The 26014-nt window shown below is 73.0% G+C and carries 23 protein-coding genes, 1 tRNA gene and 1 riboswitch; of the genes, 17 read left to right on the top strand and 7 right to left on the bottom strand.

Translation table 11 applies throughout. The features are described from left to right. The first annotated feature begins 80 nt into the window (after positions 1–80). The 9 genes from Sdia_RS28455 (at position 81) to Sdia_RS28415 (ending at position 9631) form a co-directional block, all read left to right on the top strand. Positions 81–866, top strand: coding sequence for a hypothetical protein (locus Sdia_RS28455; protein ID WP_100456739.1), 786 nt, complete (start codon positions 81–83; stop codon positions 864–866). Positions 867–927: 61 nt separating this feature from the next. Beyond that, positions 928–1914, top strand: coding sequence for a nucleoside triphosphate pyrophosphohydrolase (locus Sdia_RS28450; protein ID WP_100456737.1), 987 nt, complete (start codon positions 928–930; stop codon positions 1912–1914). Between the two features lie 33 nt (positions 1915–1947). Beyond that, a complete protein-coding gene (locus Sdia_RS28445) occupies positions 1948–3264 on the top strand; it encodes a cytochrome P450 family protein (RefSeq protein ID WP_229831608.1) in 1317 nt (438 codons plus the stop codon). 130 nt (positions 3265–3394) lie between these two features. Beyond that, positions 3395–4429, top strand: coding sequence for a LysM peptidoglycan-binding domain-containing protein (locus Sdia_RS28440; RefSeq protein WP_115067882.1), 1035 nt, complete (start codon positions 3395–3397; stop codon positions 4427–4429). Between the two features lie 164 nt (positions 4430–4593). Then, positions 4594–4780: riboswitch (cyclic di-AMP (ydaO/yuaA leader) on the top strand. Positions 4781–4784: 4 nt separating this feature from the next. Beyond that, positions 4785–5489 (top strand): LysM peptidoglycan-binding domain-containing protein, encoded by a 705-nt coding sequence (locus Sdia_RS28435; RefSeq protein WP_115067883.1) that lies wholly within the window; start codon positions 4785–4787, stop codon positions 5487–5489. Positions 5490–6106: 617 nt separating this feature from the next. Continuing rightward, on the top strand, positions 6107–7393 hold the full coding sequence (gene eno, locus Sdia_RS28430; RefSeq protein WP_100456731.1) for a phosphopyruvate hydratase: 1287 nt from the start codon (positions 6107–6109) through the stop codon (positions 7391–7393). A 193-nt stretch (positions 7394–7586) separates the two neighbouring features. Next, positions 7587–8096: an FtsB family cell division protein gene (locus tag Sdia_RS28425; RefSeq protein ID WP_100456730.1), complete on the top strand. Its 510-nt coding sequence runs from the start codon at positions 7587–7589 to the stop codon at positions 8094–8096. A gap of 24 nt (positions 8097–8120) precedes the next feature. After that, positions 8121–8678 carry a DUF501 domain-containing protein gene (locus Sdia_RS28420; RefSeq protein WP_100456728.1) on the top strand — a complete coding sequence of 186 codons (558 nt, stop codon included), beginning with the start codon at positions 8121–8123 and terminating at the stop codon, positions 8676–8678. Then, entirely contained in the window at positions 8675–9631 is a 957-nt protein-coding gene (locus tag Sdia_RS28415; RefSeq protein ID WP_100456726.1) for a Ppx/GppA phosphatase family protein, read from the top strand. The genes Sdia_RS28420 and Sdia_RS28415 overlap by 4 nt, the downstream gene beginning before the upstream one ends. Positions 9632–10055: 424 nt before the next feature. Here Sdia_RS28415 and Sdia_RS28410 read toward each other — a convergent pair whose 3' ends face one another. Further along, complete coding sequence (locus Sdia_RS28410; RefSeq protein WP_100456724.1) at positions 10056–10307, bottom strand: type II toxin-antitoxin system RelE family toxin; 252 nt, start codon at positions 10305–10307, stop codon at positions 10056–10058. Next, positions 10304–10627, bottom strand: a complete 324-nt coding sequence (locus Sdia_RS28405; protein ID WP_115067884.1) for a type II toxin-antitoxin system Phd/YefM family antitoxin — start codon at positions 10625–10627, stop codon at positions 10304–10306. Before Sdia_RS28405 ends, Sdia_RS28410 begins: the two co-directional genes overlap by 4 nt. A gap of 734 nt (positions 10628–11361) precedes the next feature. Here Sdia_RS28405 and Sdia_RS28400 point away from each other — a divergent pair. Then, positions 11362–12753, top strand: a complete 1392-nt coding sequence (locus tag Sdia_RS28400; RefSeq protein WP_115067885.1) for an NAD(P)/FAD-dependent oxidoreductase — start codon at positions 11362–11364, stop codon at positions 12751–12753. Positions 12754–13026: 273 nt separating this feature from the next. Then, positions 13027–14493, top strand: coding sequence for an SAM-dependent methyltransferase (locus Sdia_RS28395; RefSeq protein WP_115067886.1), 1467 nt, complete (start codon positions 13027–13029; stop codon positions 14491–14493). Between the two features lie 135 nt (positions 14494–14628). Here Sdia_RS28395 and Sdia_RS28390 read toward each other — a convergent pair whose 3' ends face one another. Continuing rightward, the gene (locus tag Sdia_RS28390; RefSeq protein ID WP_100456716.1) at positions 14629–17154 is read right to left on the bottom strand and encodes an ABC transporter permease; all 2526 of its coding nucleotides are present in this window, start codon (positions 17152–17154) and stop codon (positions 14629–14631) included. 74 nt (positions 17155–17228) lie between these two features. Beyond that, the gene (locus Sdia_RS28385; RefSeq protein ID WP_100456714.1) at positions 17229–17999 is read right to left on the bottom strand and encodes an ABC transporter ATP-binding protein; all 771 of its coding nucleotides are present in this window, start codon (positions 17997–17999) and stop codon (positions 17229–17231) included. 644 nt (positions 18000–18643) lie between these two features. On the opposite strand from Sdia_RS28385, the gene Sdia_RS28380 reads away from it, so the two are divergent. Continuing rightward, a tRNA-Leu gene (locus Sdia_RS28380) sits at positions 18644–18726 on the top strand. Between the two features lie 59 nt (positions 18727–18785). Here the strand turns inward: Sdia_RS28380 and Sdia_RS28375 are convergent. Then, a complete protein-coding gene (locus tag Sdia_RS28375) occupies positions 18786–19160 on the bottom strand; it encodes a GrpB family protein (RefSeq protein WP_229831614.1) in 375 nt (124 codons plus the stop codon). A 364-nt stretch (positions 19161–19524) separates the two neighbouring features. On the opposite strand from Sdia_RS28375, the gene Sdia_RS28370 reads away from it, so the two are divergent. The 5 genes from Sdia_RS28370 (at position 19525) to Sdia_RS28350 (ending at position 23358) form a co-directional block, all read left to right on the top strand. Continuing rightward, positions 19525–20520, top strand: a complete 996-nt coding sequence (locus tag Sdia_RS28370) for an ABC transporter ATP-binding protein (RefSeq protein WP_100456712.1) — start codon at positions 19525–19527, stop codon at positions 20518–20520. Then, positions 20517–21416, top strand: a complete 900-nt coding sequence (locus Sdia_RS28365) for an ABC transporter permease (protein ID WP_229831609.1) — start codon at positions 20517–20519, stop codon at positions 21414–21416. The genes Sdia_RS28370 and Sdia_RS28365 overlap by 4 nt, the downstream gene beginning before the upstream one ends. Positions 21417–21426: 10 nt before the next feature. Further along, the gene (locus Sdia_RS28360) at positions 21427–21693 is read left to right on the top strand and encodes a helix-turn-helix transcriptional regulator (RefSeq protein ID WP_100456711.1); all 267 of its coding nucleotides are present in this window, start codon (positions 21427–21429) and stop codon (positions 21691–21693) included. Between the two features lie 335 nt (positions 21694–22028). Then, a complete protein-coding gene (locus tag Sdia_RS28355; RefSeq protein ID WP_071337256.1) occupies positions 22029–22961 on the top strand; it encodes a Bax inhibitor-1/YccA family protein in 933 nt (310 codons plus the stop codon). Positions 22962–23046: 85 nt separating this feature from the next. Continuing rightward, a complete protein-coding gene (locus Sdia_RS28350; RefSeq protein ID WP_100456710.1) occupies positions 23047–23358 on the top strand; it encodes a hypothetical protein in 312 nt (103 codons plus the stop codon). A 108-nt stretch (positions 23359–23466) separates the two neighbouring features. Here Sdia_RS28350 and Sdia_RS28345 read toward each other — a convergent pair whose 3' ends face one another. Both Sdia_RS28345 and Sdia_RS28340 read right to left on the bottom strand, forming a co-directional pair. Continuing rightward, entirely contained in the window at positions 23467–24267 is an 801-nt protein-coding gene (locus Sdia_RS28345) for a hypothetical protein (RefSeq protein WP_100456708.1), read from the bottom strand. A 315-nt stretch (positions 24268–24582) separates the two neighbouring features. Beyond that, positions 24583–25803 carry an acetyl-CoA C-acetyltransferase gene (locus Sdia_RS28340; RefSeq protein ID WP_189500540.1) on the bottom strand — a complete coding sequence of 407 codons (1221 nt, stop codon included), beginning with the start codon at positions 25801–25803 and terminating at the stop codon, positions 24583–24585. Positions 25804–26014 lie beyond the last annotated feature (211 nt).

The raw sequence follows: 26014 nt of genomic DNA, 5'->3' as shown, positions 1-26014 counted from the left end.
CGCAAGGTCGTACACGTCGTCAGGTCGTCAGGTCGTTGAACGTCCCCGCACCGATGAACGATCCCGCCGGGAGGCTCCCTTTGCACCGCCGCCGTCGCACCTCGCTCGCCCTCATGGCCGCCACGCTGCTCGCGGCCCCGCTGCTGACCGCCTGCGGCGACGACGCCCGCCCCGGCGCCGCCGCGGTCGTCGGCGGCGAGCGCATCACCGTCGCCCAGTTGGAGGCCCAGGTCGGCCAGACCCGCGACGCCCAGGTCGCCGTCTTCGGCGAGCAGGGCTACGCGGACGTCCTCGACCAGCAGTGCTCCGCCGCCCGCCAGGCCGAGCTGCACCAGCGCGACGAGGCCGCCGCCCAGGGCGAGAAGGTCGTCGCGGGCCGCGAGACCTGCGCCCCCGACCGCGCCACCCTCGCCGGGATGATCAGCGAGCGGGTCGTGAAGGCCGCCGCCGACGAGGCGGGCGTCCGTCCCACCCGCAAGGACCTCCGCGAGCGCCGCGTCCAGCTCCAGGAGCAGACCGGCGGCACCGCGGAGCAGCTGGAGGAGGCGTACCTGCGGACGTACGGCATCCCCGCCTCGCGCATCGACGACCACCTCGGGTACCAGTACCGCCTCGACGGGCTCCGCCAGAAGTACGCGCCCGGCAGCTCGCCCGAGCAGGCCGACCAGCGCGTGCGGCAGGAGTTGGTCAGGACCGCCGAGCGGCTCGGCGTCGACATCAGCCCCCGCTACGGCTCCTGGGACGGCGAACAGCTCCTCATGGTGGCGGGCTCCGACCCGTGGCTCAGCTCCGACCCGCGCCGCCTCGGTGAGGAGAAGGCCGAGGCCCGCTCCCAGAGCCAGGCCGGCGGTCTCCCCGCCCTCTGACCGGCGCCGGCCACCCGAGCCGCCCCGGCGGCCGGGACGCCGGGTGCGTTACGTTCGCAGCGTGAACGCTCCCAGCCCCGGCCGCCTCGTCCTGCTCACCACCAGCCACCGGGTCGCCCCCGGCCAGCTCTCCTGGCCCGCCTGGCAGGCCCTGCACGGGGCCGACCGGGTGCTCTGTGCCGACCCGGCGCATCCGCAGCTTCCCTACCTGCGGGAGGCGGGCGTCGAGGTCGAGATCGCGGCCACCCCGGACGCGGCCGGCCTGGTCGACTTCCTCGCGGGCGGCCGTACCGCCGTCCTGGTGCAGTCCGGCGAGGGCGACCGCCGCCTGACCGACGCCCTCTCCCGCCTCGCCGGGTCCGGCCGCGTCGCCATGCCCGACCTGGAACTCCTCCCCGGCGCCTACGACCTGCCAGGCGCCCGCCTCGTCGACCTCGTCCAGGTCATGGACCGCATCCGCGAGGAGTGCCCCTGGTCGGCCCGGCAGACCCACCAGGGGCTCGCCAAGTACGCCATGGAGGAGGCGTTCGAACTCATCGAGGCGATCGAGGACGGCGACCGGGACGCGCTCCGCGAGGAGCTGGGCGACGTCCTGCTCCAGGTGGTCTTCCACGCCCGCATCGCCGAGGACGGCGCACCGGCCGCCGGAGACGAGGGGGACGGGGGCCCGTTCTCCATCGACGACGTGGCCGCCACCCTCATCGACAAGCTGGTCCGCCGCCACCCGCACGTCTTCGGGGACGCCGTCGCCGAGACGCCCGAGGAGGTGCGCGCCCAGTGGCTGCGGGTGAAGGGGGAGGAGAAGGAGCGCACCTCGGTCACCGACGGCGTCCCCGTCGCCCAGCCCGCCCTGGCCCTCGCCGCCAAGCTCGCCTCCCGTGCCCGCGCCGCCGGTCTGCGTGTCCCGCTCCCCGAGGGCCCCGGGCCCGGCCCCGCCCTGCTCGCCCTCGCCGTCGAGGCCGAGCGGCAGGGCAGCGACCCCGAGTCCGCCCTGCGGGAGAGCGCCCGCCGCTACCGCGAGGCCATCCGGGCGGCCGAGGGCCACTGAGCCGCGCCACCGGGCCCCGGATACGGTCGGACCATGAGCGAAACCCAGGCATCCGGGCGTCCCGAACTCTTCGGCTGGGAGTTCGCCGCCGACCCGTACCCCGCCTACGCCTGGCTGCGCGCCCACGAGCCGGTCCGTTGGACCCGGCTGCCCAGTGGCGTCGAGGCGTGGCTGGTCACGCGGTACGCGGACGCCCGGCAGACCCTCGCCGACCCCCGGCTGAGCAAGAACCCGGTGCACCACGCCGCCGACGAGGCCGGGCGCAGCCGTACCGGCATCCCCGGCGAGCGCAGCGCCGGGCTGATGACGCACCTGCTGAACATCGACCCGCCGGACCACACCCGGCTGCGCCGCCTGGTCTCGAAGGCGTTCACCCCGCGCCGCGTCGCCCAGTTCGCGCCCCGCGTGCAGGAGCTGACGGACGGGCTCATCGACGGCTTCGCCGGGCGCGGCGAGGCCGACCTCATCCACGAGTTCGCCTTCCCGCTGCCCATCTACGCCATCTGCGACCTGCTCGGCGTCCCGCGCGAGGACCAGGACGACTTCCGCGACTGGGCCGGAATGATGATCCGGCACGGCGGGGGGCCGCGCGGCGGGGTCGCCCGGGCGGTGAAGAGGATGCGCAACTACCTCGCCGAGCTGATCCACCGCAAACGCGCCGACCTCGGCGACGACCTCATTTCCGGCCTGATCCGCGCGAGCGACCACGGCGAGCACCTGACCGAGGACGAGGCCGCCGCCATGTGCTTCGTCCTCCTCTTCGCCGGCTTCGAGACGACCGTGAACCTGATCGGCAACGGCACCCTCGCCCTGCTCCGCAACCCCGCCGAGCGCGCCCGCCTCCAGCAGGCCCTCGCCGACGGCGACGAAGCCCTGCTCGACACCGGGATCGAGGAACTCCTGAGGTACGACGGCCCGGTGGAGATGGCCACCTGGCGGTACGCCACCGAGCCGCTGCGGATCGGCGGGGCCGACATCGCCGCGGGGGACCCCGTCCTGGTCGTGCTGGCCGCCGCCGACCGCGACCCCGAGCGCTTCCGCGACCCCGACCGGCTCGACCTCGCCCGTGGCGACAACCAGCACCTCGGCTACGGCCACGGCATCCACTACTGCATCGGTGCCCCCCTGGCCCGGCTGGAGGGGAAGGCGGCCCTCGCCACGCTGCTGACACGCCTTCCGGACCTGCGGCTCGGCACCGGGCCGCGGGACCTGCGCTGGCGCGGCGGGCTCATCATGCGGGGACTGCGCACGCTGCCCGTGGAGTTCACGCCCGAGCGGACGGGACGTGACGAGAAGGTGTCAGGGCCACCCTTTCCGGACACCGGCACTGACGAGGCGTCAACAATGTGATGTCGACGTGATCTCCGCTGCATCGACTTGTGACGAACGTTCGACAGCCGCTACCTTCAGCGCCAACCGGAAGCCCCGCCACCACTGAGCGGACGCGCCGGCCACCAGTCGTCACGCGAAAGGCAACCGCATGCTCTCCGGGAACGGACGTCACCGACGCCCCCGACAGGCTCCGGCCTTCGTCGTCGCGGCCGGGGTGACCGGTTCGGCCATCGCCATCCCCCTGCTCGGCGCCGGTACGGCCAGCGCGGCCGACACCGCCACCTGGGACCGGCTGGCCGAATGCGAGAGCGGCGGTGCCTGGAGCACCAACGCCGGCAACGGCTACTACGGCGGCCTCCAGATCACCCAGGATCTCTGGGAGCGCCACGGCGGTCTCAGCTACGCGCCCTCCGCGGACCTCGCCAGCCGCTCCCAGCAGATCGTGGTGGCCGAGCGCGTCCTCGACGCCGAGGGCACCGCCGCCTGGGCCACCTGCGCCCCCGCCATAGGGCTCCAGCAGGGCGGCGAGTCCGCCGACGTCAACCCGGGCGTCCCCAGTGACAGCGGCACCCCCTCCGCGTCCCCGTCCCCGACCGGCGAGGGCCAGGGTGAGGGCAAGGGCAAGGGGGGCGACGGCGAGAAGGGCGACAAGGGCGACAAGGGGCCCGACGCGGACAAGAAGGGCAAGGGTGACAAGGGGGGCGAAGGGGATGAGGGTGACGAGGTGTCGCCCAGCCCCTCCGCCGAACCGACCTCCATCCCGGACGGTTCCGGGGGCGCGACCCCCGGCGAGGACGCCTCCGAGGGCCGGGGCGGCCTGCCCGGGACGCCCTCGGGGACTCCGTCCGCCGCCCCGGGCGGCGAGCGGGAGGGCTCCGGCGGCGGGCGCCACCGCGGCGGCGGCGCGGTCGAGTCGGGCTCCGGCGAGGGCCGTGACGGCTCCGGACGGCACGCCTCGCGCGGCGATCGCGGCGACGCGCCCGACACCTCCGGCTCGTACACCGTCAAGGAGGGCGACAGCCTCTCGGTCATCGCCTGGCTCAACGAGGTGGACGGCGGATGGCCCGCGCTGTACGAGGCGAACAAGGACGCCGTCGGTGCCGACCCGGACCACATCCTGCCCGGTCAGGCCCTTGATCTCGGAACGGGGCAGGACGCCGAAAAGGACCGAATCGGGCGCTAGTTCGGGCGGTGATGTCCGGTTCGGGGGAAGTGAGACATGCGTCTCAGAGGCCCTGATCGTCTTTGGAATCTGCCGTCGGCCGTGCTTACGGTCTAGGCCGCTCGCCATTGGCGGGCCCCAGCGGTCGTTACGCCGAATCCTGTCGACGACCGTCCGGGACAGTCGTCGCGCAAGCGCCGTAGACAGGAGCGGGGGACCCAAGGTTTGCCGCCGCACCGGCCGTTCGCCCCCAGTGGGCGGCGGCCGGAGCGGCTCGGGGTGAAGCCGCGCGGACCACTCAGGAACGCGCGGCCGGGCACTCATCCGGCCCGAACCCGACAGCTCACCTCGCAGGCGTCGGTGAGGAGATTCCTTCATGCTGTCCAACAAGGCCAAGCACCGCCGTCCCTCCAAGGTCGCCCGCCTCCTGTCGCTGGCCGGTGTCGCCGGCGTCGCCGTCGCCGCGCCGCTCGTCGCGACCGGCTCCGCCTCCGCCGCCACCGCCTCCGAGTGGGACGCCGTCGCCCAGTGCGAGTCCGGCGGCGACTGGTCCATCAACACCGGCAACGGCTACTACGGCGGACTCCAGTTCTCGTCCTCCACCTGGGCCGCCTTCGGTGGCACCGCCTACGCCTCCAGCGCCGACCAGGCCACCAAGGAGCAGCAGATAGCCGTGGCCGAGAAGGTCCTGGCCGGTCAGGGCAAGGGCGCCTGGCCGAACTGCGGCACCGGCCTGAGCAGTGCCTCCTACGACGGCGGCGCCGCCGCCGAGGCCCCGGCCGAGAAGCCCGCCGAGGAGCCCGCCCCGCAGGCCGCCCCCGAGCGCCCCGAGCCGCGTGCCGACCGCAGCGAGCAGCGCACCGCCCCGGCCGAGAAGGCCGAGGAGACCGTCGAGACCCCCACCGGCGAGACCGTCGCCAAGGGTGACGGCGAGTACAAGGTCACCAAGGGCGACACCCTGAGCCAGATCGCCGACGACGAGAACGTCGAGGGTGGCTGGAAGAAGCTCTTCGAGCTGAACAAGGACGTCGTCGAGGACGCCGACCTGATCTTCCCGGGCCAGCAGCTGCACCTCTCCTGACGGCGGGCTCCGCTCACCCGCGGGGCACCGCCCGGGGGTGTCGAGGCGCTCGACGTGCCCAACCGCCGCGCGGCCCGCGTGCGACGAGCGACTCGGCACCGGCGCGCCCCTCCGGGGCGCCCGGCCGAGGCCGGTCGGCGCGGGGCCTTCGCCGGTGCGTGGGGAAGCTGGGTGTGGGGGCGTGCGGGTGCGTGGTGGCTGAGGGCTCCCCACGGTCCTCGCGTCGCTGCGGGCCCTCCGGCCGCCGGGCTCCGGCGCCGGCCGCCTGCTCCCGCTCCCTCCCGGCTTCCCCGGGTGCTCCCGCGTCCAGCGGAGTTCCGGGGAGCGGGGGCCGGCGCCCCTCCCTCCCACAGACAGCCCCGTCCCGGTGCGCGACTCCCCCCCAGTGCACCGGGTCGGGGCTTCCCCCTTTCCCTTCCGCTCCTCCTCGCGTCTCAGCGGTCGGAGCCGTCGGGGCTACCGGTGAGTAGATATCGGCGTTCGCGTACGGTTTCGCCCCGTACGGGCCTCTTTTCGTCCCAGCGTCCGGGCGCGACGCCGGGATGGGGCCGGCCGCCGGTTAGGCTCTGGAGCGAACGGCCGACCGAAGGCCGACCCGCGTCACATCCCAGAAGGAGATGCTCGTGCCGTCCATCGACGTCGTCGTAGCCCGGGAAATCCTGGACTCCCGAGGCAACCCCACCGTCGAGGTCGAGGTCGGCCTCGACGACGGCAGCACCGGCCGCGCCGCGGTGCCGTCCGGCGCCTCCACCGGAGCCTTCGAGGCCATCGAACTGCGTGACGGAGACCCCAACCGTTACCAGGGCAAGGGTGTCGAGAAGGCCGTCCTCGCCGTCATCGAGCAGATCGGGCCGGAGCTCGTCGGCTACGACGCCACCGAGCAGCGCCTCATCGACCAGGCCATGTTCGACCTGGACGCCACCGACAACAAGGGCTCGCTGGGCGCCAACGCCATCCTCGGCGTCTCCCTCGCCGTCGCCCACGCCGCCTCCGAGGCCAGCGATCTGCCGCTCTTCCGCTACCTGGGCGGCCCCAACGCGCACCTGCTCCCGGTGCCGATGATGAACATCCTGAACGGCGGCTCGCACGCCGACTCCAACGTGGACATCCAGGAGTTCATGATCGCCCCGATCGGCGCGGAGTCCTTCTCCGAGGCCCTGCGCTGGGGCACCGAGGTCTACCACACGCTCAAGAAGGTGCTGAAGAGCAAGGGCCTGGCGACCGGCCTCGGCGACGAGGGCGGCTTCGCCCCGAACCTCGACTCCAACCGCGCCGCCCTCGACCTCATCCTCGAGGCCGTCAAGGAAGCCGGCTACGTGCCCGGCAAGGACATCGCGCTCGCCCTGGACGTCGCCGCCTCCGAGTTCTACAAGGACGGCAGTTACGAGTTCGAGGGCAAGTCCCGCTCGGCCGCCGAGATGACCGAGTACTACGAGGAGCTCGTCGCCGCGTACCCGCTGGTGTCCATCGAGGACCCGCTGTTCGAGGACGACTGGGCCGGCTGGAACGTCATCACCGAGAAGCTCGGCGACAAGGTCCAGCTCGTCGGTGACGACCTGTTCGTCACCAACCCCGAGCGCCTCGCCCGCGGCATCGAGGAGAAGTCGGCCAACGCCCTGCTCGTCAAGGTCAACCAGATCGGCTCGCTCACCGAGACCCTGGACGCCGTCGAGCTGGCCCAGCGCAACGGCTTCAAGTGCATGATGAGCCACCGCTCCGGCGAGACCGAGGACGTCACCATCGCCGACCTCGCCGTCGCCACCAACTGCGGCCAGATCAAGACCGGCGCCCCGGCCCGCTCCGAGCGCGTCGCCAAGTACAACCAGCTCCTGCGTATCGAGGAGATCCTCGACGACGCCGCGGTCTACGCCGGCCGCAGCGCCTTCCCGCGCTTCAAGGGCTGACCCGGCCGGGCCGCCGACGGCCCCCGGCCTCCCCGCGTCCCCGCCCCCGGTCCCGTACCGTGGGCGGGGACGCGGGCACGTGTACGCGAGAATCAGCAGGGCGTGCGAGTGGCGGACACCTGACGGGCACGGCGGCCACGCGGCCGCGGGCGAGCGAGACGGCCGCGCGGCGCGCGGCGCAGGGGAGGCGGGCATGGCCGGGAAGAAGAGCGGTGCGGACCGCTTCTCCACCGCGACCCGGCTCAGGGTGCTCGGCGAGCAGACCGCCGCCCGGGTCTACCGCTCCCAGAACCGCCGCCAGGCCCGCCGCTCCCGCCTCACCGGACGCGCCGCGCTCCTCGCCCTCGTCCTCTGCTCCCTGATCGTCGCCCTCGCCTACCCGATGCGGCAGTACGTCTCCCAGCGCGCCGAGATCGCCGACCTCCAGCGCGAACGGGAGGCCCACCGCGCCAAGGTGGAGCGACTGCGCGACGAGAAGGCCCGCTGGGAGGACGACGCCTACGCCGAGCAGCGCATCCGCGAACGCCTGCACTACGTACGCCCCGGCGAGACCGGCTACACCATGATCGACCCGGGCGCGGCCGAACCGAGCCGCACCGACCGCACGGCCGCCACCCGGCCCTGGTACACCAACCTCCTGGAAGGCGTCGACCGCGCCGACCAGGCCGCCGGGCCGGGCGGCATCCGCCCCGCCACCGAGTGAACGACCGAGAGACCTGACCCCGCCATGGACACGCCCCCGCCGCCCACCCCGCGCACCGAGCCGACCCCCGCCGACGTCGACGCCTTCCAGCAGCAGCTGGGCCGCCCCCCGCGCGGTCTGCGCGCCATCGCGCACCGCTGCCCCTGCGGCCAGCCCGATGTCGTCGAGACGGCGCCCCGCCTGGAGGACGGCACGCCCTTCCCCACGCTCTACTACCTGACGTGCCCGCGCGCCGCCTCGGCCATCGGCACGCTGGAGGCCAACGGCGTGATGAAGGAGATGACCGAGCGGCTGGCCGGCGACCCGGAGCTGGCCCTCGCTTACCGGGCCGCCCACGAGGACTACGTCAAGCGCCGCGACGAGATCGAGGAGCTGAAGAACTTCCCCTCGGCCGGCGGTATGCCGGACCGCGTGAAGTGCCTGCACGTCCTGGTCGCCCACTCGCTGGCCGCCGGACCGGGCGTCAACCCGCTCGGTGACGAGGCGCTGGCGATGCTCCCCGAGTGGTGGCGCAAGGGCTCGTGCGTGACACCGCCGGCCGCCGCCGGCTCCGCCGGACAGGCCGAGGAGGAGGGCCGGTGACCGCCCGTCGGGTAGCCGCCGTCGACTGCGGCACCAACTCCATCCGCCTGCTGGTCGCCGACGCCGATCCGGCCACGGGCGAACTGACCGACCTCGACCGCCGGATGAGGATCGTCCGCCTGGGCCAGGGCGTCGACCGTACCGGCCGTCTCGCCCCGGAGTCGCTGGAGCGGACCTTCGAGGCGTGCCGCGAGTACGCCGCCGCCGTCCGCGAACTCGGCGCCACCGAGGTCCGCTTCACCGCCACCTCGGCCACCCGTGACGCGGAGAACCGCGCCGAGTTCACCGAGGGCGTCCGCGACATCCTCGGCGTCACCCCCGAGGTCGTCACCGGCGACGAGGAGGCGGCGCTCTCCTTCACCGGTGCCACCAAGGAACTCACCGGCCGCGCCGACCTGGACACGCCCTTCCTGGTCGTGGACATCGGCGGTGGCTCCACCGAGTGCGTCGTCGGCACGGACAGCGTCCGCGCCGCACGCTCCGTCGACATCGGCTGTGTCCGCCTGACCGAGCGCCACCTCGCGCGCCCCGACGGCACGGTGACCGACCCGCCCACCGCCGAGCAGGTCGCCGCGATCCGCCGGGACATCGGCGCCGCCCTCGACGAGGCCGCCGGCACCGTCCCGCTGGAGGAGGCCCGGACCCTGGTCGGCCTCGCCGGCTCCGTCACCACCGTCGCCGGGCTGGCCCTCGGCCTCACCGCGTACGACTCGGCCGCCATCCACCACGCCCGCATCCCGTACGCCAAGGTCACGGAGGTCACCGACGCCCTCCTGGCCTCCACCCACGCCGAACGCGCCGCCAACCCGGTCATCCACCCGGGACGCGTCGACGTCATCGCGGCCGGCGCCCTGATCCTTCGCACCCTCATGGAGCGCACCGGCGCCCACGAGGTGATCGTCAGCGAACACGACATCCTGGACGGGATCGCCTGGAAGGCGGCGGGGGCCTAGGCGGTCGGGACGGGGCGGTCCGGTGACAGGCGGGTGCCTGGGCCGGACCGCCCCTTTCGCGTGCACCGGGTGGCCGGCCTCGGCCGGGGACGGCCCCGGACACGCCTCGCTCCGCGAAGGGTGACCACCGGCGAGCGCGGCGTACCCCGCGAGAGGTGAACGGCGCTCGGTGCGCCGCGAGTTCGGCGGCGGGGCTGCTGGCCGGTCGTCCGGGTCAGACGTTCTCGACCGGGTCGCCCGCCACCGCTCCGCCGGGACGGCGCCCCGGGGGACCTGACGGTGTGCGGCCGAGTCCTCCGCCCCGGCGGGGCAGCCGGGGCGGTCGCCGAGGAGACGGCCGCTGCGGCGCTCCGGGCGGAGACGGTGGAACGTGCGCGCGGGGCGCGCAGGGCCCGGCGGCGCGGACCGGGCGCCCCGGCGTACCTCAGCGCCGGTCCGCCGCCCGTGCCGTCAGCACCAGCAGATCACCTTCGCGCACCAGGCAGGCGAGACGCTGGCCCTCCGAGCGGAGGCGGACGAGGCCGGGGGCGGTGCCGAGCGGGGCGGTGTCCTGACCGGGAGCGGCCGGGTTCTCGGCCAGGGCGGTCAGGGCGGCCAGAACGCGCATGGCGGTCGGGCGGGGGAGGGAGCGGAGGTGGTGGTGGGCGGCCGGGGTGAAGCGCGGGGCGGAGGTCACGCGGGACCGTCCGTGCGGCCGGAGAAGAGGTCGGCGACCAGTTCGGCCAGGGAGACGGTCGGCTCGTCGCGGGACAGGACCGCCTCGGCCTCCCGAGCCAGCATCAGGTCGGCGGCCTCTTCGAGCACTTCGAAGTCGGCGAAGGGGACGAGGGCGGCGACCGGGGCGCCGTTGCGGGTGACGACGGTCGGGGTCCCGGACTCGGCCCGGTTGATGTGCTCCGCGAGATGGGCGCGGGCCTCCCGCACCGACACGCTGTTCTCCACCGCTTCCATGGCGGCCCGTGCGACGTCGCTCGCGCGCTCCTGGTGCTCCGGCATGAAGGGGAGGGTACGCGTCCGGTTGTGCGCGGCGCGACGTCGAGGCAACGGCTCCGTCCGGCTCCCCTCTTCGGCGACCCACTCCGTCGGAGCCCTTTCTCCGGGTGCGGGCCTGATCGAGCGGTACGGCATCAGAACCGCCGTCGACGGCCTCGACCTCACCGCCCGGGCGGGCGCCGCACGGCGTCCACCCGGGGGGACCCCCCGTCGGCCGCACCGCGCGGAGTGCGTCGTGCGGCCCGCCGCCCTGCGCCGACCTCCCGGGACGTGGTGCGCACCGGCGGGGGCGCCCCGGCGTGCGCCTCTTCAACCCCGGTTCCGCACTGTCCGTTTGAGCCTCACCCGGGAGGTCCCGGGCGCTCTGGGAGGGTCGTCCGGGGGGTGTCGCCGACGCGCGCTCCGGAAAGTTCGTGAAGTTCTTCACAAGAGAAAGTGCCCCGTCGGGCGATGTCGAGGGCCTTTCGGCCTCCATAAGGGCGACTCCTGGCCCCGACCCGCTGTGCACGGGGTGTTTCCCTCGCGTTGCCTGGGGATGGAAGGCAGGCCGCGGTCTTCTCCCCGGAAGAGACGAGCGAGCAGCTCACAGGGGGTGGGGAACGTTTGGAGGAGGGCGGTGGTTCCGTGGTGCGTACATGACCTGGGTCACGTGGGCCGCGCAGTGTAGCAGAGGGGGTGGGGGAGCTTGTGAAGGGGCGCACGATCGACCCCCCGGGGGCGGGTGGATACTCGATGGCATGAGCACCACGGAGCGTCCCAGGATCCTCGTTGTAGGCGGTGGGTACGTTGGCTTGTACGCAGCACGACGCATTCTGAAGAAGATGCGCTACGGCGAGGCGACCGTCACGGTCGTCGACCCGCGCTCGTACATGACGTACCAGCCCTTCCTCCCCGAAGCCGCAGCCGGCAACATCTCGCCGCGCCACGTCGTCGTCCCGCTGCGACGTGTACTGCCGAAGGCCGAGGTGCTGACCGGCCGGGTCACCACCATCGACCAGGACCGCAAGGTCGCCACCGTGGCGCCGCTGGTCGGTGAGGCGTACGAGCTGCCTTTCGACTACCTCGTCATCGCGATGGGCGCGGTCTCCCGCACCTTCCCGATCCCCGGCCTCGCCGAGCAGGGCATCGGCATGAAGGGCATCGAGGAGGCCATCGGCCTGCGCAACCACGTCCTCGAGCAGCTCGACAAGGCTGACTCCACGACCGACGAGGAGGTCCGCCGCAAGGCGCTGACCTTCGTCTTCGTCGGCGGTGGCTTCGCCGGGGCCGAGACGATCGGTGAGGTCGAGGACCTCGCCAGGGACGCCGCCAAGTACTACAACAACGTCACCCGCGAGGACATGCGGTTCATCCTCGTGGACGCGGCCGACAAGATCCTCCCCGAGGTGGGCCCGAAGCTCGGCGAGTACGGCAAGAAGCACCTGGAGAGCCGGGGCGTCGAGGTCTACCTCTCGACCTCCATGGACTCCTGCGTCGACGGCCACGTGGTGCTCAAGAACGGCCTGGAGGTCGACGCCTCCACCATCGTGTGGACCGCCGGTGTGAAGCCGAACCCGGTGCTCAGCCGCTTCGGTCTGCCGCTCGGCCCGCGCGGCCACGTCGACACCACCGCCAACCTCCAGGTGCAGGGCACGGACCACATCTGGGCGGCCGGCGACAACGCGCAGGTGCCGGACGTCATCGGCCGCAGGAACGGCAACCCGAACGCCTGGTGCCCGCCCAACGCGCAGCACGCGCTGCGGCAGGCCAAGGTCCTCGGCGACAACGTGATCTCCGGTATGCGGGGCTTCCCGCAGAAGGAGTACAGCCACGCCAACAAGGGTGCGGTCGCCGGTCTCGGGCTGCACAAGGGCGTCGCGATGATCGTCATGGGCAAGATGAAGATCAAGCTCAAGGGCCGTCTCGCCTGGTACATGCACCGCGCGTACCACGGTATGGCCATGCCGACGTTCAACCGCAAGATCCGCGTCTTCGCGGACTGGACCCTCGGCATGTTCCTCAAGCGCGAGGTGGTCTCCCTCGGCGCGATGGAGACGCCGCGCGAGGAGTTCTACGAGGCGGCCAAGCCCGCTCCGGCCCCCGCCGTCAAGGCGGAGGAGCCCGAGTCCGCCAAGGCCAAGGCGTCCTGACGCCCTGACCGTGCGCTGAAACCTCCCTTGGGGGCGCTCGCCATCCGTGGTGCGAGCGCCCCCTTCGGCGTACCCGGGGCGGCCCGCTTCGGCCGCGCACCCGCCCCCAAATGGATGGCCTCTACACGCGCTTTGCGGATTCCTTACCCGGAACCGGGACTGCGAGAGGCCCCCATCGGTGTTCACATGTGTACGTACAGCAGCGGCCGCCCGCCCGTGCGGCCGCCCCCGACACAGGAGCTCAGGCACACCGAACCCGGAAGGTGACGCGACATGCACGGTGCCGCCCAGCGGCTGGCCACACACGCCGAACAGATACTGGGAGCCCCTCTCCCGATCCGCCTGCGCGCCTGGGACGGTACCGAACACGGTCCGCCCGGTACCCCCGTGATCGTCTTCCGCAACCGCCGAGCCCTGCGCCGCATCCTCTTCAAGCCCGGCGAACTCGGCCTGGTGCGTGCCTGGGTGGCCGGCGACCTGACTGTCGAGGGCGACCTGTACGAGGCGCTCGACCTCCTCGCCGGAGTGGTCTGGGAGACCGAGCGTCCCCCGCTCGGCCCCCTCTCCGCCGTCCGGGACCCCGAGGTCCGCGCCGCCGCCCTCGGCCTCGCCAGGCTGGCCGGCCCCTTCCCGCCACCGGCGCCCCCCGCCGAGGAGGCCCCGGTCCGGCGCCGCCTCGGCAGCCGGCACAGCAAGGGCCGCGACCGCCAGGCCATCAGCCACCACTACGACGTGGGCAACGACTTCTACGAGCGGGTCCTCGGCCCCTCCATGGTCTACTCCTGCGCCTACTGGCAGGACGACGCCACCCTGGAGAGCGCCCAGCGCGACAAGCTCGACCTGATCTGCCGCAAGCTCGGACTCGGCCCCGGCATGCGCCTGCTCGACGTCGGCTGCGGCTGGGGAGCGATGGCGCTGCACGCCGCCCGCGAGTACGGCGTCCAGGTCGTCGGCGTCACCCTCTCGCGCGAACAGGCCGCCTACGCCCGCAAGCGCGCCGCCGAACAGGGCCTCGCCGACCGCGTCGAGATCCGTGTCCAGGACTACCGGGACGTGCGGGACGGGCCCTACGACGCGATCTCCTCCATCGGCATGGCCGAGCACGTCGGCGCCGTCCGGTACCTGGAGTACGCCGAGGACCTGTACGCCCTGCTCAAGCCCGGCGGCCGGCTCCTCAACCACCAGATCGGCCGGCGCCCCCAGGACGACGAGTCGGCCTACCACGTGGACACCTTCATCGACGCCTACGTCTTCCCCGACGGCGAGCTGGCCCCCGTCGGCTCCACCGTCACCCAGCTGGAGCGTGCCGGTTTCGAGGTCCGCGACCTGGAGGCGCTGCGCGAGCACTACGCGCTGACGCTGCGGGCCTGGGTGCGGAACCTGGAGGACCACTGGGAGGAGTGCGCCCGCCTGGCCGGAGCCGGGCGGGCCCGGGTCTGGCTGCTCTACATGGCCGCCTCCGCCCTCTCCTTCGAGCGCAACCGGATCGGTGTCAACCAGATCCTCGCCGTCCGCACCCCCGCCGAGGGCCATCCGGGGCTGCCGTTGCGCGCCCGGAGGTGGACCGCCCTCTCGGCCCGGAGCGACACCGGCCAGGGCGGCGCGTCACCTGAACGGCCCGACGGTGTCTCCCCGGAGCAGCGGCGCAACGACGCCCACCGCGGCGAGCCCCGCGGCCGGGCCCCGAGCCCCGGCGACGACGGGACGACCCCGGCGCCCCGGTCGCCCGAGTCGGTCTGAGGCCGCCGGCCCAACCGCCCGCCTCCCGCCCGTACACGGCGCCGGGCCCCACCCCCGCCAACAGGGGTGGGGCCCGGCGCCTCACGCGCCGCCACCCGGCGGGAGGCCGGGCGGGGCACGAGTGCCGCTACCGGGTCACTCGGTCTTGATCGCGGTGAGCATGTTCAGCCGGGCCGCGCTACGGGCCGGCCAGAGGGCGGCCAGCACACCGACCAGCGCGGCCAGTGCCAGGAAGACCGCGATCCGGTCCCACGGCAGCACCAGCTCGTACCCGGGAACGGAGCCGGCGATCGTCTCGCCGACCGCCCAGCCGAGGAAGACACCGAGGCCGGTGCCGAGGACCGCGCCGAAGAGCGAGATCACCACGGCCTCCAGCCGGATCATCCGCTTCACCCGGCGCCGGTCCAGGCCGATCGCCCGCAGCATCCCGATCTCCTGCTGCCGCTCGAAGACCGACATGGCCAGCGTGTTGACCACACCCAGCACCGCGATGATCAGGGCCATCGCCAGCAGGCCGTACATGATGTACAGCATCGTGTTGATCACGCCGCCGAAGGCGTTGCGGATGTCCTGCTGGTCCATCACGTCGATCGCCGGGTTGTTGCCGAGGGCGTCCACCAGGGCCTGGCGGGCGGAGTCGGAGGCGCCGCCGTCGGCGTTGACCCAGACCTCCTGGATCATCGGCGCGGCCTCGTGGGCGTCGGCCACCGCCCGGTCGATCAGCACGCTGTCGAGGAACTCGTTGGGCTTGAAGGTCGCGCCGACCTCCAGCTCGCCCTTCTTCTCGTCGTCGAAGGTGACCCGCACCGTGTCGCCGACCTTCCAGCCCTGCTTCTCGGCGGTCTTCGTGTCGACCGCTATCGCGCCGTCCCCGAGCGTGCCGAGCGAACCGTCGGCCACGTCGATGCGGAACACCTTCTCCACCGCGCCCGGCGTGACCGAGGAGGCGCCCAGGTAGTCGTCCTCGACCTGGAACCCCGCCGCCTGCTTCGGCGACACGGCGCTCACGCCGTCGGCCTTCTCCAGCGCCTCGACCGCCGAGGCGTCCAGCGGGCCGCCGGAGGCCATCGCCACCATGTAGTCGGCCTTGATGTGGTCGGTGGTCGTCCGGTCGATGGCCTGGCCGACGGTCAGACCCAGCACCGACAGGCCGGTGACGAGGGTCAGGCCGATGGCGAGCGCGGAGGCCGTGGTGCCGGTGCGGCGCGGGTTGCGCACCGCGTTCTGCGCGGCCAGCTTGCCGGAGACCCCGAAGAGCTTGGTCAGCAGCGGACGGACCGCCGCGATCACCGGTCGCGACAGCAGCGGGATCAGCACCATCACACCGAGCAGCGCGAAGAACGCGCCGCCCGCGATCAGGTACCGGCCGTCCTCGCCGCCCTTCGAGGCGCCCCCGACGATCGCCACCGAGCCCGCCGCGGTGATGATCGAACCGATGGTGTTCCGCACCACCAGGGACTTGACCGTGGCCACCGCGTGCACGCTGTTCATCGCGGCCACCGGCGGGATCTTCGCCGCCCGCCGGGCCGGCAGCCAGGCCGCCAGCACGGTGATCACGATGCCGACGCCGAAGGCGGCCCCCACGGCCGTCGGCGAGACCACCAGCGGACCGGCGGGCATCTGCGCGCCGAAGGCGTCCATCGCCGAACGCAGCGTCACCGCGAGGCCGAGCCCGAGGCCGAAGCCGACCACCGAGGCGGCCAGACCCACCAGCGCCGCCTCGGCCAGCACCGAGCGCTTCACCTGGCGGCGGGAGGCGCCGACCGCGCGCATCAGCGCCAGCTCACGGGTCCGCTGGGCGATGAGCATGGTGAAGGTGTTGGCGATGAGGAAGACGCCGACGAAGAGGGCGATCCCCGCGAAGGCCAGCAGCATGGTGTTGAGGCCGCTCAGCCCCTGCTCGATCTGCTTGGCCTGCTCCTCCGCGAGCTCCTGGCCGGTGTTGGCCGTCGCCTCCTCGGGCACCAGCGCCTGGACCTGCTTCAGCAGTTCGGCGTCGGAGGCACCGGAGGCCGCGGCGACCGTCACGTCCTGGAAGTAGCCGGGGCGCAGGTACTGCTCCTGGGCGGTGCGCTGGTCGAACAGGACGAGGCTGCCGCCGGCGTTGACCGCGCCGTCCTCGGTGGTGAAGACACCGGAGAGGGTCAGCTCCTGGACGGGCCCGTTGGTGGCGACGCGGACCTTGTCGCCGACCTGGTACTCGCCCTTCTCGGCGGTGGCCCGGTCGAGCGCGACCTGCCCGGCCTTCGGGCCGGAGCCGTCGGTGAAGGTGTACTGCGGGTCCTTGCCGTCGGCGCCGGGGGAGAAGTTGGCACCGGTGTTGGACCAGCCGCTGCCTATCAGCTTGCCGTCCGGGTCGGCGACGCCCGCGAAGCCGGAGACCCGGCCGTGCGCCGCGGAGACACCGTCGAGCCGGTCGATCCTCTTCAGCGTCGCGGCGTCGATGCCGCTCTTCTCCTGGTCGCGCGGGTGCGCGTAGGTCTGGACGGAGACGGCGACGTCGTCGTAGCTCTTCGCCGACTGGTTGCGCAGGGCGTTGCCGAGGGTGTCGGTGAAGACCAGGGTGCCGGAGACGAAGGCCACGCCGAGCATCACGGCGAGCACGGTCATCAGCAGCCTGGCCTTGTGCGCAAGGACATTGCGCAGGGCGGTACGGAACATGAGGAGTCCTGGGAAGGAACGGGCGGGCCCGGTGGGCCGCGCGGGGCGGAGAGAAGCCTGCGAGCGGGGTCGGGCTAGCTGGTGCGGCCCTTCGCGTCGAACTCCTTCATCCGGTCCAGCACGCTGTCGGCCGTCGGGCGGTGCATCTCGTCGACGATGCGGCCGTCGGCGAGGAAGACCACGCGGTCCGCGTAGGAGGCGGCGACCGCGTCGTGGGTCACCATCACCACGGTCTGGTTCATGGCGCGCACCGAGTTGCGCAGGAAGCCCAGCACCTCGGCGCCGGAGCGGGAGTCCAGATTGCCCGTCGGCTCGTCACCGAAGATGATCTCCGGCCGCGAGGCGAGCGCCCGGGCCACGGCGACGCGCTGCTGCTGCCCACCGGAGAGCTGCGCCGGACGGTGCTTGAGCCGGTCGCGGAGGCCCACCATGTCGATGACCTGGTCCAGCCAGCCCTGGTCCGGCTTGCGGCCGGCGATGTCCATCGGAAGGGTGATGTTCTCCAGGGCGGTGAGTGTCGGCAGCAGGTTGAACGCCTGGAAGATGAAGCCGATCTTGTCCCGCCGCAACTGCGTGAGCTGCTTGTCCTTCAGCGCGCCGAGCTCCGTGTCGCCGATCCGCACCGAGCCGCCGTCGAAGGTGTCCAGCCCGGCCACGCAGTGCATCAGCGTGGACTTGCCGGAGCCCGAGGGGCCCATGATCGCGGTCAGCTCGCCCTGCCGGAAGTCGATGGAGACCTGGTCCAGCGCGACCACCCGGGTCTCGCCCGTGCCGTACACCTTGCTGAGTTCGGTGGCGCGGGCGGCCACCTCGGTGGACCTGGAGGCCAGAGGGGTGGTGGTCACGGGGAAGCTCCTGTCGGTGGGGCGGGGGACTCGGACTGCGTCGTCCGCCGGCGGGCGGACGCGGCAAGCCACCCCTGTCCGGTGGCGGGGTGAGAGTCGTCTGTACGGTCTGCGTCCATCCTTCCTGCCGGAACCGCGCGGACCATCACTCCCCAGTTCCCTTTCGAGTGCCACTCCGTGGGGTGACCGGGGGAGCGCCCGTCATACCTGGGTAGGACCCCCCGCCCGTACCGACCCTGACCGCCACCCCTGAGACGGGGTGCCCTGGAGGTCCGTCTGACCCCGGAAGGCACCCGGAAGGCGCTCGTGGCGGGAGACCCTGGTCACGCTTTCCGGTGGTTCCGGCGGGCCGCCCCGCGCCCCGGCGGCGGGGGACGCCGACAGGCCGGCGGGAGGCGCGGCGGCCCAACCCGCAACCGGCGCAATGATCTTCGCCCGGCCCCTGGTCGCATTCCGGTCATTCTTGCCCCGAGCCGTCCATGGCCGGGTTCGGGTGGAGCCTGCCGAAGGGCGGCGTGGAGCGAGCGCGCGCTGTCCTGATGACCCCTCAGGCGCCAATAAAATAAGACAACATCGGCTTGAGGGCCCGCTGTCCGAGTGACTTGTCCGGATAGGCTCACACCGCGTATGCGGCCCCCCAGCTTGCCCGGATGGTGGAATGCAGACACGGCGAGCTTAAACCTCGCTGCCCTTCACGGGCGTACCGGTTCAAGTCCGGTTCCGGGCACTTCGGCCCCTCCGCGCCCGGCGCGGCATCTGCTCCACCACCCCGCTCCTCGCGTCCCCTCACTGCTGGGTGTACCGCCACGTGCGCCCGGCCGGCTCGTGCTTGGTGGGCGCGTACAGGTCGCGGTCGGCCGGGGTGGGTCGCGGAAGCGGAGCGTACGGGCGGTCTCGGGGAGGACGCGCAGGTCGACGGCGGTCGCCGCCGGGGTGGGTGGGTGCGCCCCGGAGCAGGCGGTGCTCGTTCCGGTCGGGTCGGCGGATGGTCGGGCGCGGGCCGAGCCGGGCCAGGGCCGGGGCCGGGACGTAGGCGTCCTCGTCGGCCGGGCCGGGGACGGTCAGGGGGAGGTCCGGGGCGGGCTTGGCCGGCAGGGCCGGGATCGAGGGCGGGCCGGCGTGCTCGACGTGGTGCGGGAGCCCGGCCGGCCGCGCGCCGATCCGGGCCGCCTCGGCGGCGCACGCCTACCGGCACGGTGCGTACCGCACGAGGGCGACCGGCCCGTCGAGCCGGGGCGCGGCTCGACGTACGCGGCCTCGACCTCCTCGCCGGCCGTCGGGTCGTGGTCCCTCAGGCGGCGGAGGGCGCCTGGTCGGGCACGTGCTGCTCCTGGCGGACGCGGGCGGGAGCTGTGCCGCGCCGCTCCCCCTCGCGGTCGCCTTCCCGCCACGCCTCCGGGCGTGGACTTTGCCCGTTCTTGGTGCTGCTGCGGGAAAACGCTGGAAGAGATGTAGTACTCCTGCTACGTTCCATCGCAGGAACAAGACGGAAGACGGGTCGTGAGGGCGGACGGGGGAGCGGGCGATGGTGTTCGGCAGCGGGGGCGCGGGAGGCGGCGGGGACGCCGTCGTCGACGTGCGGGACCTGTGGATGAGGTACGGGGAGAAGGACGTGCTGCGCGGGATCTCCTTCGAGATCCGGCGGGGCGAGGTGCTGGGACTGCTCGGGCCCAACGGTGCCGGCAAGACCACCACCATCGAGATCCTGGAGGGGTTCCGGCAGCCCTCCTCCGGACACGTGCGGGTGCTCGGCGTGGACCCGCTGAAGGGTGACGACGCCTGGCGGGCGCGGGTCGGCGTGGTGCTCCAGTCCTGGCGCGACCACAGCCGCTGGCGGGTCGGCGCGCTGCTGGAGCAGTTCGCCTCCTACTACCGGCCGTACACCGGGCGCGACGGGTACCCGGGGCCGTACGAGGTGGCCGAGCTGCTGGCGCGGGTCGGGCTGTCCGACAAGGCGGAGACCAAGGCCGGGGCGCTCTCGGGCGGCCAGCGGCGGCGGCTCGACGTGGCCGTGGGCATCGTCGGACGGCCCAGCCTGCTCTTCCTCGACGAGCCGACCACCGGCTTCGACCCCAAGGCGCGTGGCGACTTCCACGACCTGGTGCACGCCCTCTCGGACCTGGAGGACACCACGGTCCTGCTCACCACCCACGACCTCGCCGAGGCGGAGAAGCTCGCCGACCGCATCCTCATCCTCGACGGTGGCGGAATCGTCGCCGACGGCAGCTCGGAGCAGCTGGCCCGGCAGGTCGCGGGCGAGGACGAGGTCCGCTGGACGCGGCACGGCGTGCGCGAGGTCCACCTGACACCGGACGGCACACGGTTCACCCGCGAGCTGTTCGAGCGGCACGGCGAGGAGGTCACCGAACTGGAGGTGCGCCGGGCCAGTCTGGAGGACACCTACCTGCGGATGGTCGCGCAGAGCGAGGCGGAGGCGGGAGCGCCGGGCTCCGTCCCCGGCGAGGCGGAGCCGGCTCCGGGCACGGGGCCGGCCAGGGAACGGACGGGGGAACCGGCATGAGTGAGGCAGTGAGCGGTGCGGGCGAGCGGGAGCGGGAAGCCGCCCGGTTCGCGTGGGGCCACGGCTACGGCCCCGGGGTCCGGCGCGGCGCCACGGAGTTCCTGAACTCCCTGCGCACCCCGGCGGACGTGGGCTACTACATCGTCGGCTCGGCCGTCTTCCTCGTCGTCATGTTCCTCAACCGCCACAGCGTCGACGAGACGACCGGGGTCAGCGCGGGAGCGCTCATGCTCCCCGGGGTGCTGGGCTTCACGATCATCTTCGGCGCGCTCTTCGGGCTGGCCACCGCCGTCTCCACCGAGCGGGAGGACGGCACCCTGCTGCGCGCCAAGTCGCTCCCGCACGGCACCACGGGCTACGTCGTGGGGCAGAGCACCCGGGCCGCGCTGGAGGTCGTCCTCTCCCTCGTCCTGCTGCTGGTGCCCGGCCTGATCCTGCTCGACAACGCCTGGTCGGGTGGTGTGTGGGGGGTTCCGCACGCGGCCTCGCTGGTGCTGCTGGGCGTGCTCGCCTCGACCCCGCTCGGCTTCGCCGTCGGCTCGCTGGTCAAGAACCCCCGTGCACTGGGAGGCTGGGGGTTCATGCTGATGAGCGGCCTGGTCGGGATCTCCGGTACCTTTTTCCCGCTGTCGGTGCTGCCCGGCTGGGTGGCCGGGCTCGCGCAGGTCTTCCCCCTCTACTGGCTGGGGCACGGCCTGCGGTCGGCGATGCTGCCGGACGCCGCGGCGGCCGGAGAGATCAACGGAAGCTGGCAGGTGTGGGAGAGCTACGCGGTCCTCGGGGCCTGGGCCCTGCTCGGACTGGTCCTGGCGCCGGTGCTGCTGCGCCGGATGGCCCGCAGGGAGTCGGGCGCCTCGATGTCCGCCCGGCGGGAGACGGCGCTCCAGCGGTACTGAGGAGCCGTGGATGACGCCCCGTACGGAGGGGGCCGGGCCGGGCGCGGGCGCCGGGCCGGACCCGGTCCACAACCGCATCGCGATGCTCCGCGTCGAACGCCACGTCACGCGCCGCCAGCTCGCCGACGCCCTCGGCGTCCACTACCAGACCATCGGCTACCTGGAACGCGGCGAGTACAGCCCCAGCCTGCACCTCGCGCTGCGCATCGCCGCCTACTTCGGCGTACCGGTGGAGTTCGTGTTCTCCCTGACGCCGTTCGCCCCGCTGAAGCCGTAGCGGGTACGGTCCGGTGCCGGGCGTGCGCCACCCGTCCGGGGACATCCCCGTACGCCGTGAGGCGAACGTCACGCGGTGGGCCCCGGCCCGGCGTCACCGCCGCGATCCCCGGCGCGACGCGGCGCCGGCCCGGCCGCGCGCACCCCGTCCCGCCTGCGCGGACGGTCCTCGTACGGGGGTGCGGCGAGTTGTCCCGGAGAGCCCGCTATGGGGGTTTGCCCCCGGAGGAAATCGGTCAAGAGCGGGGAAAGATCCTTCCCGAGCAGTAGGGTCATTCTTTTGCCCACGCATTACTCTTGGGCCAAGGCCACGCAGGGTGGCCACGGAGGAGTGAGATGAGGAGCAGCAACCCGGTCTTCTCGCGACGGGGGTTCAGCCGCGACAACGGCCACGCGCAGTTCAACGCGGCGCCGCAGGCCGGGGGCCCCGCCGTAGGAACGCAGCAGGGCAACCCGTACGCGGGCGGCAACCCCTACGCGGGACAGAACCCGTACGCCGGTCAGAACCCGTACGCCCAGGGCGACCAGCAGACGTACGCCAACCCGTACGCGCAGGACCAGTACGGCGTCCAGGCGCCCACCACCGACCGCATGACGATGGACGACGTCGTCATGCGCACGGCGACGACCCTCGGCACGCTGATCGTCACGGCCGCCCTCGCCTGGTGGTTCCTGCCGGTCGACGCGGCCAACATGGGCAAGTCGTACGGCATCGCCATCGGCGCCGGTCTCGTCGCGATGGTGCTGGCGCTCGTCCAGTCGTTCAAGCGCAAGGCCTCGCCCGCGCTGATCCTGGCGTACGCCGCCCTCGAGGGCGTCTTCCTCGGCGTCGTGAGCAACGTCGTCGACACGCACATCGCCAATGGCGCGGCCATGCAGGCCGTCATCGGCACCATGGCGGTCTTCACCGCGGTGCTGGTGGCCTACAAGGCCGGCTGGATCCGCGTCAACCGCCGCTTCTACGGCTTCGTGATGGCCGCCGCGATGGGCTTCGTGCTCCTCATGGCGGTCAACCTGCTCTTCGCCGTCTTCGGCGGCGGTGACGGCCTCGGCTTCCGCAGCGGTGGCCTCGGCATCATCTTCGGCATCATCGGCGTCCTGCTCGGCGCCTGCTTCCTCGCCCTCGACTTCAAGCAGGTCGAGGACGGCATCGCCTACGGCGCGCCGCGCGAGGAGTCCTGGCTGGCCGCCTTCGGCCTGACCATGACGCTGGTCTGGATCTACATGGAGTTCCTGCGCCTGATCGCCATCCTCCAGGGTGACGACTGACGGCAGGTCCCCGCACGACGAAGCGCCCCGCGGAGCATCCGCGGGGCGCTTCGTCGTTCCCTGGCCAGGGCATAGGGTCGGCGGTGTGCTTGATACGACCCCGCTGACCAGCGCCGTGGACCAGTTCGCCGACCGGCTTCGGGCCGCCCCGCAGAGCAAGCTCCAGCGCGGCGCCGCCGCCGAGGCCCTGGAACTGGCCCGGGAACTCTCCGCCCGCGCCCAGCGCCTGGAGCAGCCCGCCGGGGAGGTGCGTGTGATGCCCGACGCCGGGATGTTCGCCGTCGCCGACCAGGTGACCGTCGCCGCCCACGACCTGGCCCTCGTCCTGCCCGGCAAGGAGGCCCTGGACGCGGCGGTGGCCCGGGTCGCCGAGGCCCGGGAGCGGGCCGGGATCTGACGGGGCGTACGCGCCCGCGCGGCGTACCGGCGCCAGACGCGCGAGGTCCGCGCCCCGGACGGGACGCGGACCTGGCGGCGGGAGGGCCCGTCTTCGGACGGGTGGAGGTCAGACGGAGGCTATGACGCGGTCGGCCAGCAGGTAGACGTTGTCCTCACCGCAGGAGAAGGTCAGCGCGTACGCGCCCGACACCCCGGAGCCGCCCAGCAGCACCGGCGCCTCACCGGCCCGCAGCGAACCCGCCAGCAGTTCGGCCGTCTCCCGGTGGCCCGGGGTCATGCAGAGGGTGGTGCCGTCGGCGAACACGTAGACGTCCAGGGTGCCCAGCGGGCCCGGGCGCACGTCGGCGAGGGCCGTACGGGACTGTGCCAGCTCCTCCAGCACCGCCACCGTCGTCTCGTGGTCGTCACCGGCGCCCTCGCGCTCCACCGGGGTGGGGCGGACCGGGACGAAGTCCGGGTGCGAGGGGTGGCGGCGGCGGGCGGCGGCCAGCTCGGGGGAGTCCTCCTCCGGCTCGCCGGCCGGCTTCTGCGACGCCGCCTCGGCGGCGTCCAGCGCGTCCAGTCCTGCCAGGTCCGCCTGGCGCGGGATGAACAGGTCGTCCACCAGCCCGTGCAGGCCACCCAGGAGCGAGGGCGCGTCCGAGGCGTCCCGCGCCTCCTGCGCCGCCCAGAACGCCCGCGCCTCGGCCAGCTCACGCTCGCGCTCCTCGGCGAGCGCCTCCGCGACGGCCTCGCGGATGCCCTCGGCGTCGGCCCGCGCGGCCGGGACGGTGGCCCGGCCGGGGCGGGTGGCGTGCAGCTCGGCGCGGAGCGCCGTGATCTGCCGGCGGAGCCCGTGCACGGCGTGCAGGGCGACGGCTCCCACGGCCACCACGGCGGCGAGGGCGATCAGCAGGGCAAGGGTCATGGCGCTCACTGACGTACTCCCGGTTCGAGTCGGTCCCCGACTTCCTACATCAGCTTGAAGGGCGAACCATCCGGCTGTCAGTGCATTACGTCACGAAAGGGACAGGTCTTTCGGTGGGTCGTTCCCCCTCGACCCATAGTGACCTGCGAAAACGCCGATCCCCCGGGATATAGGTCACATCCTGGGGGAGATTGGGTCACGGAACGGAGGAGGGGTGAGCGGGGCGGAGGGGGGCCTTCGCGCCCCTCCCCTCCCCACCTGCGAAGGGTGGCCCGGCGTGCGCGCGGGGCCACCCTCCGTGGGTTCCGTGCCGGGTCAGCTCAGGCGCTCGATGACCATGGCCATGCCCTGGCCGCCACCGACGCACATGGTCTCCAGACCGAACTGCTTGTCGTGGAACTGGAGGCTGTTGATGAGGGTGGTGGTGATGCGGGCGCCGGTCATGCCGAAGGGGTGGCCGACGGCGATGGCGCCGCCGTTGACGTTGACCTTCTCCAGCGGCAGGCCGAGGTCGCGGTAGGAGGGGAGGACCTGGGCGGCGAACGCCTCGTTGATCTCGGCGAGGTCGATGTCGTCGATGCTCAGCCCGGCCCGGCGCAGGGCCTGGTTGCTCGCCTCGACCGGGCCGTAACCCATGATCTCGGGGGAGAGGCCGGAGACGCCGGTGGAGACGATGCGGGCCAGCGGGGTCAGGCCCAGTTCGCGCGCCTTGGTGTCGGACATGATCACCAGGGCGGCGGCGCCGTCGTTGAGCGGGCAGCAGTTGCCCGCGGTGACGCGGCCGTCGGGGCGGAAGACGGGCTTCAGGCCCTGCACGCCCTCCAGGGTGACGCCGGCGCGCGGGCCGTCGTCCTGGCTCACCACGGTGCCGTCCGGGGTGGTGACCGGGGTGATCTCGCGCTCCCAGAAGCCCTTCTCGATGGCCTCCTCGGCGAGGTTCTGCGAGCGGACGCCGAACTCGTCCATCTCCTCACGCGTGACGCCCTTCAGCCGGGCCAGGTTCTCCGCGGTCTGGCCCATCGCGATGTACGCGTCGGGCAGCTTGCCGTCCTCGCGCGGGTCGTGCCAGGAGTCCGCGCCCTGCTCGGCGACGGCGGCCGTGCGGGCCTCCGCCTCGGCGAAGACCGGGTTCCGGGTGTCCGGCAGGGAGTCGGAGTTGCCCTTGGCGAAACGGGAGACCGTCTCGACACCGGCCGAGATGAAGACGTCGCCCTCGCCGGCCTTGATGGCGTGCAGGGCCATGCGGCTGGTCTGGAGGGAGGAGGAGCAGTAGCGGGTCACCGTGCAGCCGGGCAGGTGGTCCATGCCCATCTGGACGGCGATGATCCGGCCGAGGTTGTTGCCCTGCTCGCCGCCGGGCAGGCCGCAGCCGAGCATCAGGTCGTCGATGTCACGAGGGTTCAGCTCGGGGACCTTGGCCAGGGCCGTCTCGATGATGTGGGCGGTCAGGTCGTCCGGGCGTACGTCCTTCAGGGAGCCCTTGAAGGCGCGGCCGATGGGGGAGCGGGCGGCAGAGACGATCACGGCTTCGGGCATCGGGCGGCTCCAGTCGGTACGGGGGCGGGGCTTCTCCTGCGGAAGCTACCCGTACGTAACGTGCGGGTCACCCACTGGGGGCTGTGACACGGGCCGCACTTTCTAAGCGCTTGCTCATGGGTGTGTGGCTCGACCGGAGGGACGGGGGCCGAGCCGTCCTGGGGTGGGGCGGTGCTCCGGTGCCGCCGCCCGGCGTCCCCAGGCACCGGCC

This window comes from Streptomyces diastaticus subsp. diastaticus (assembly GCF_011170125.1).
Lineage (GTDB): Bacteria > Actinomycetota > Actinomycetes > Streptomycetales > Streptomycetaceae > Streptomyces > Streptomyces diastaticus.
Note: the sequence above shows the minus strand (reverse complement) of the source record. Positions and strands in the feature narration are given on the sequence as shown.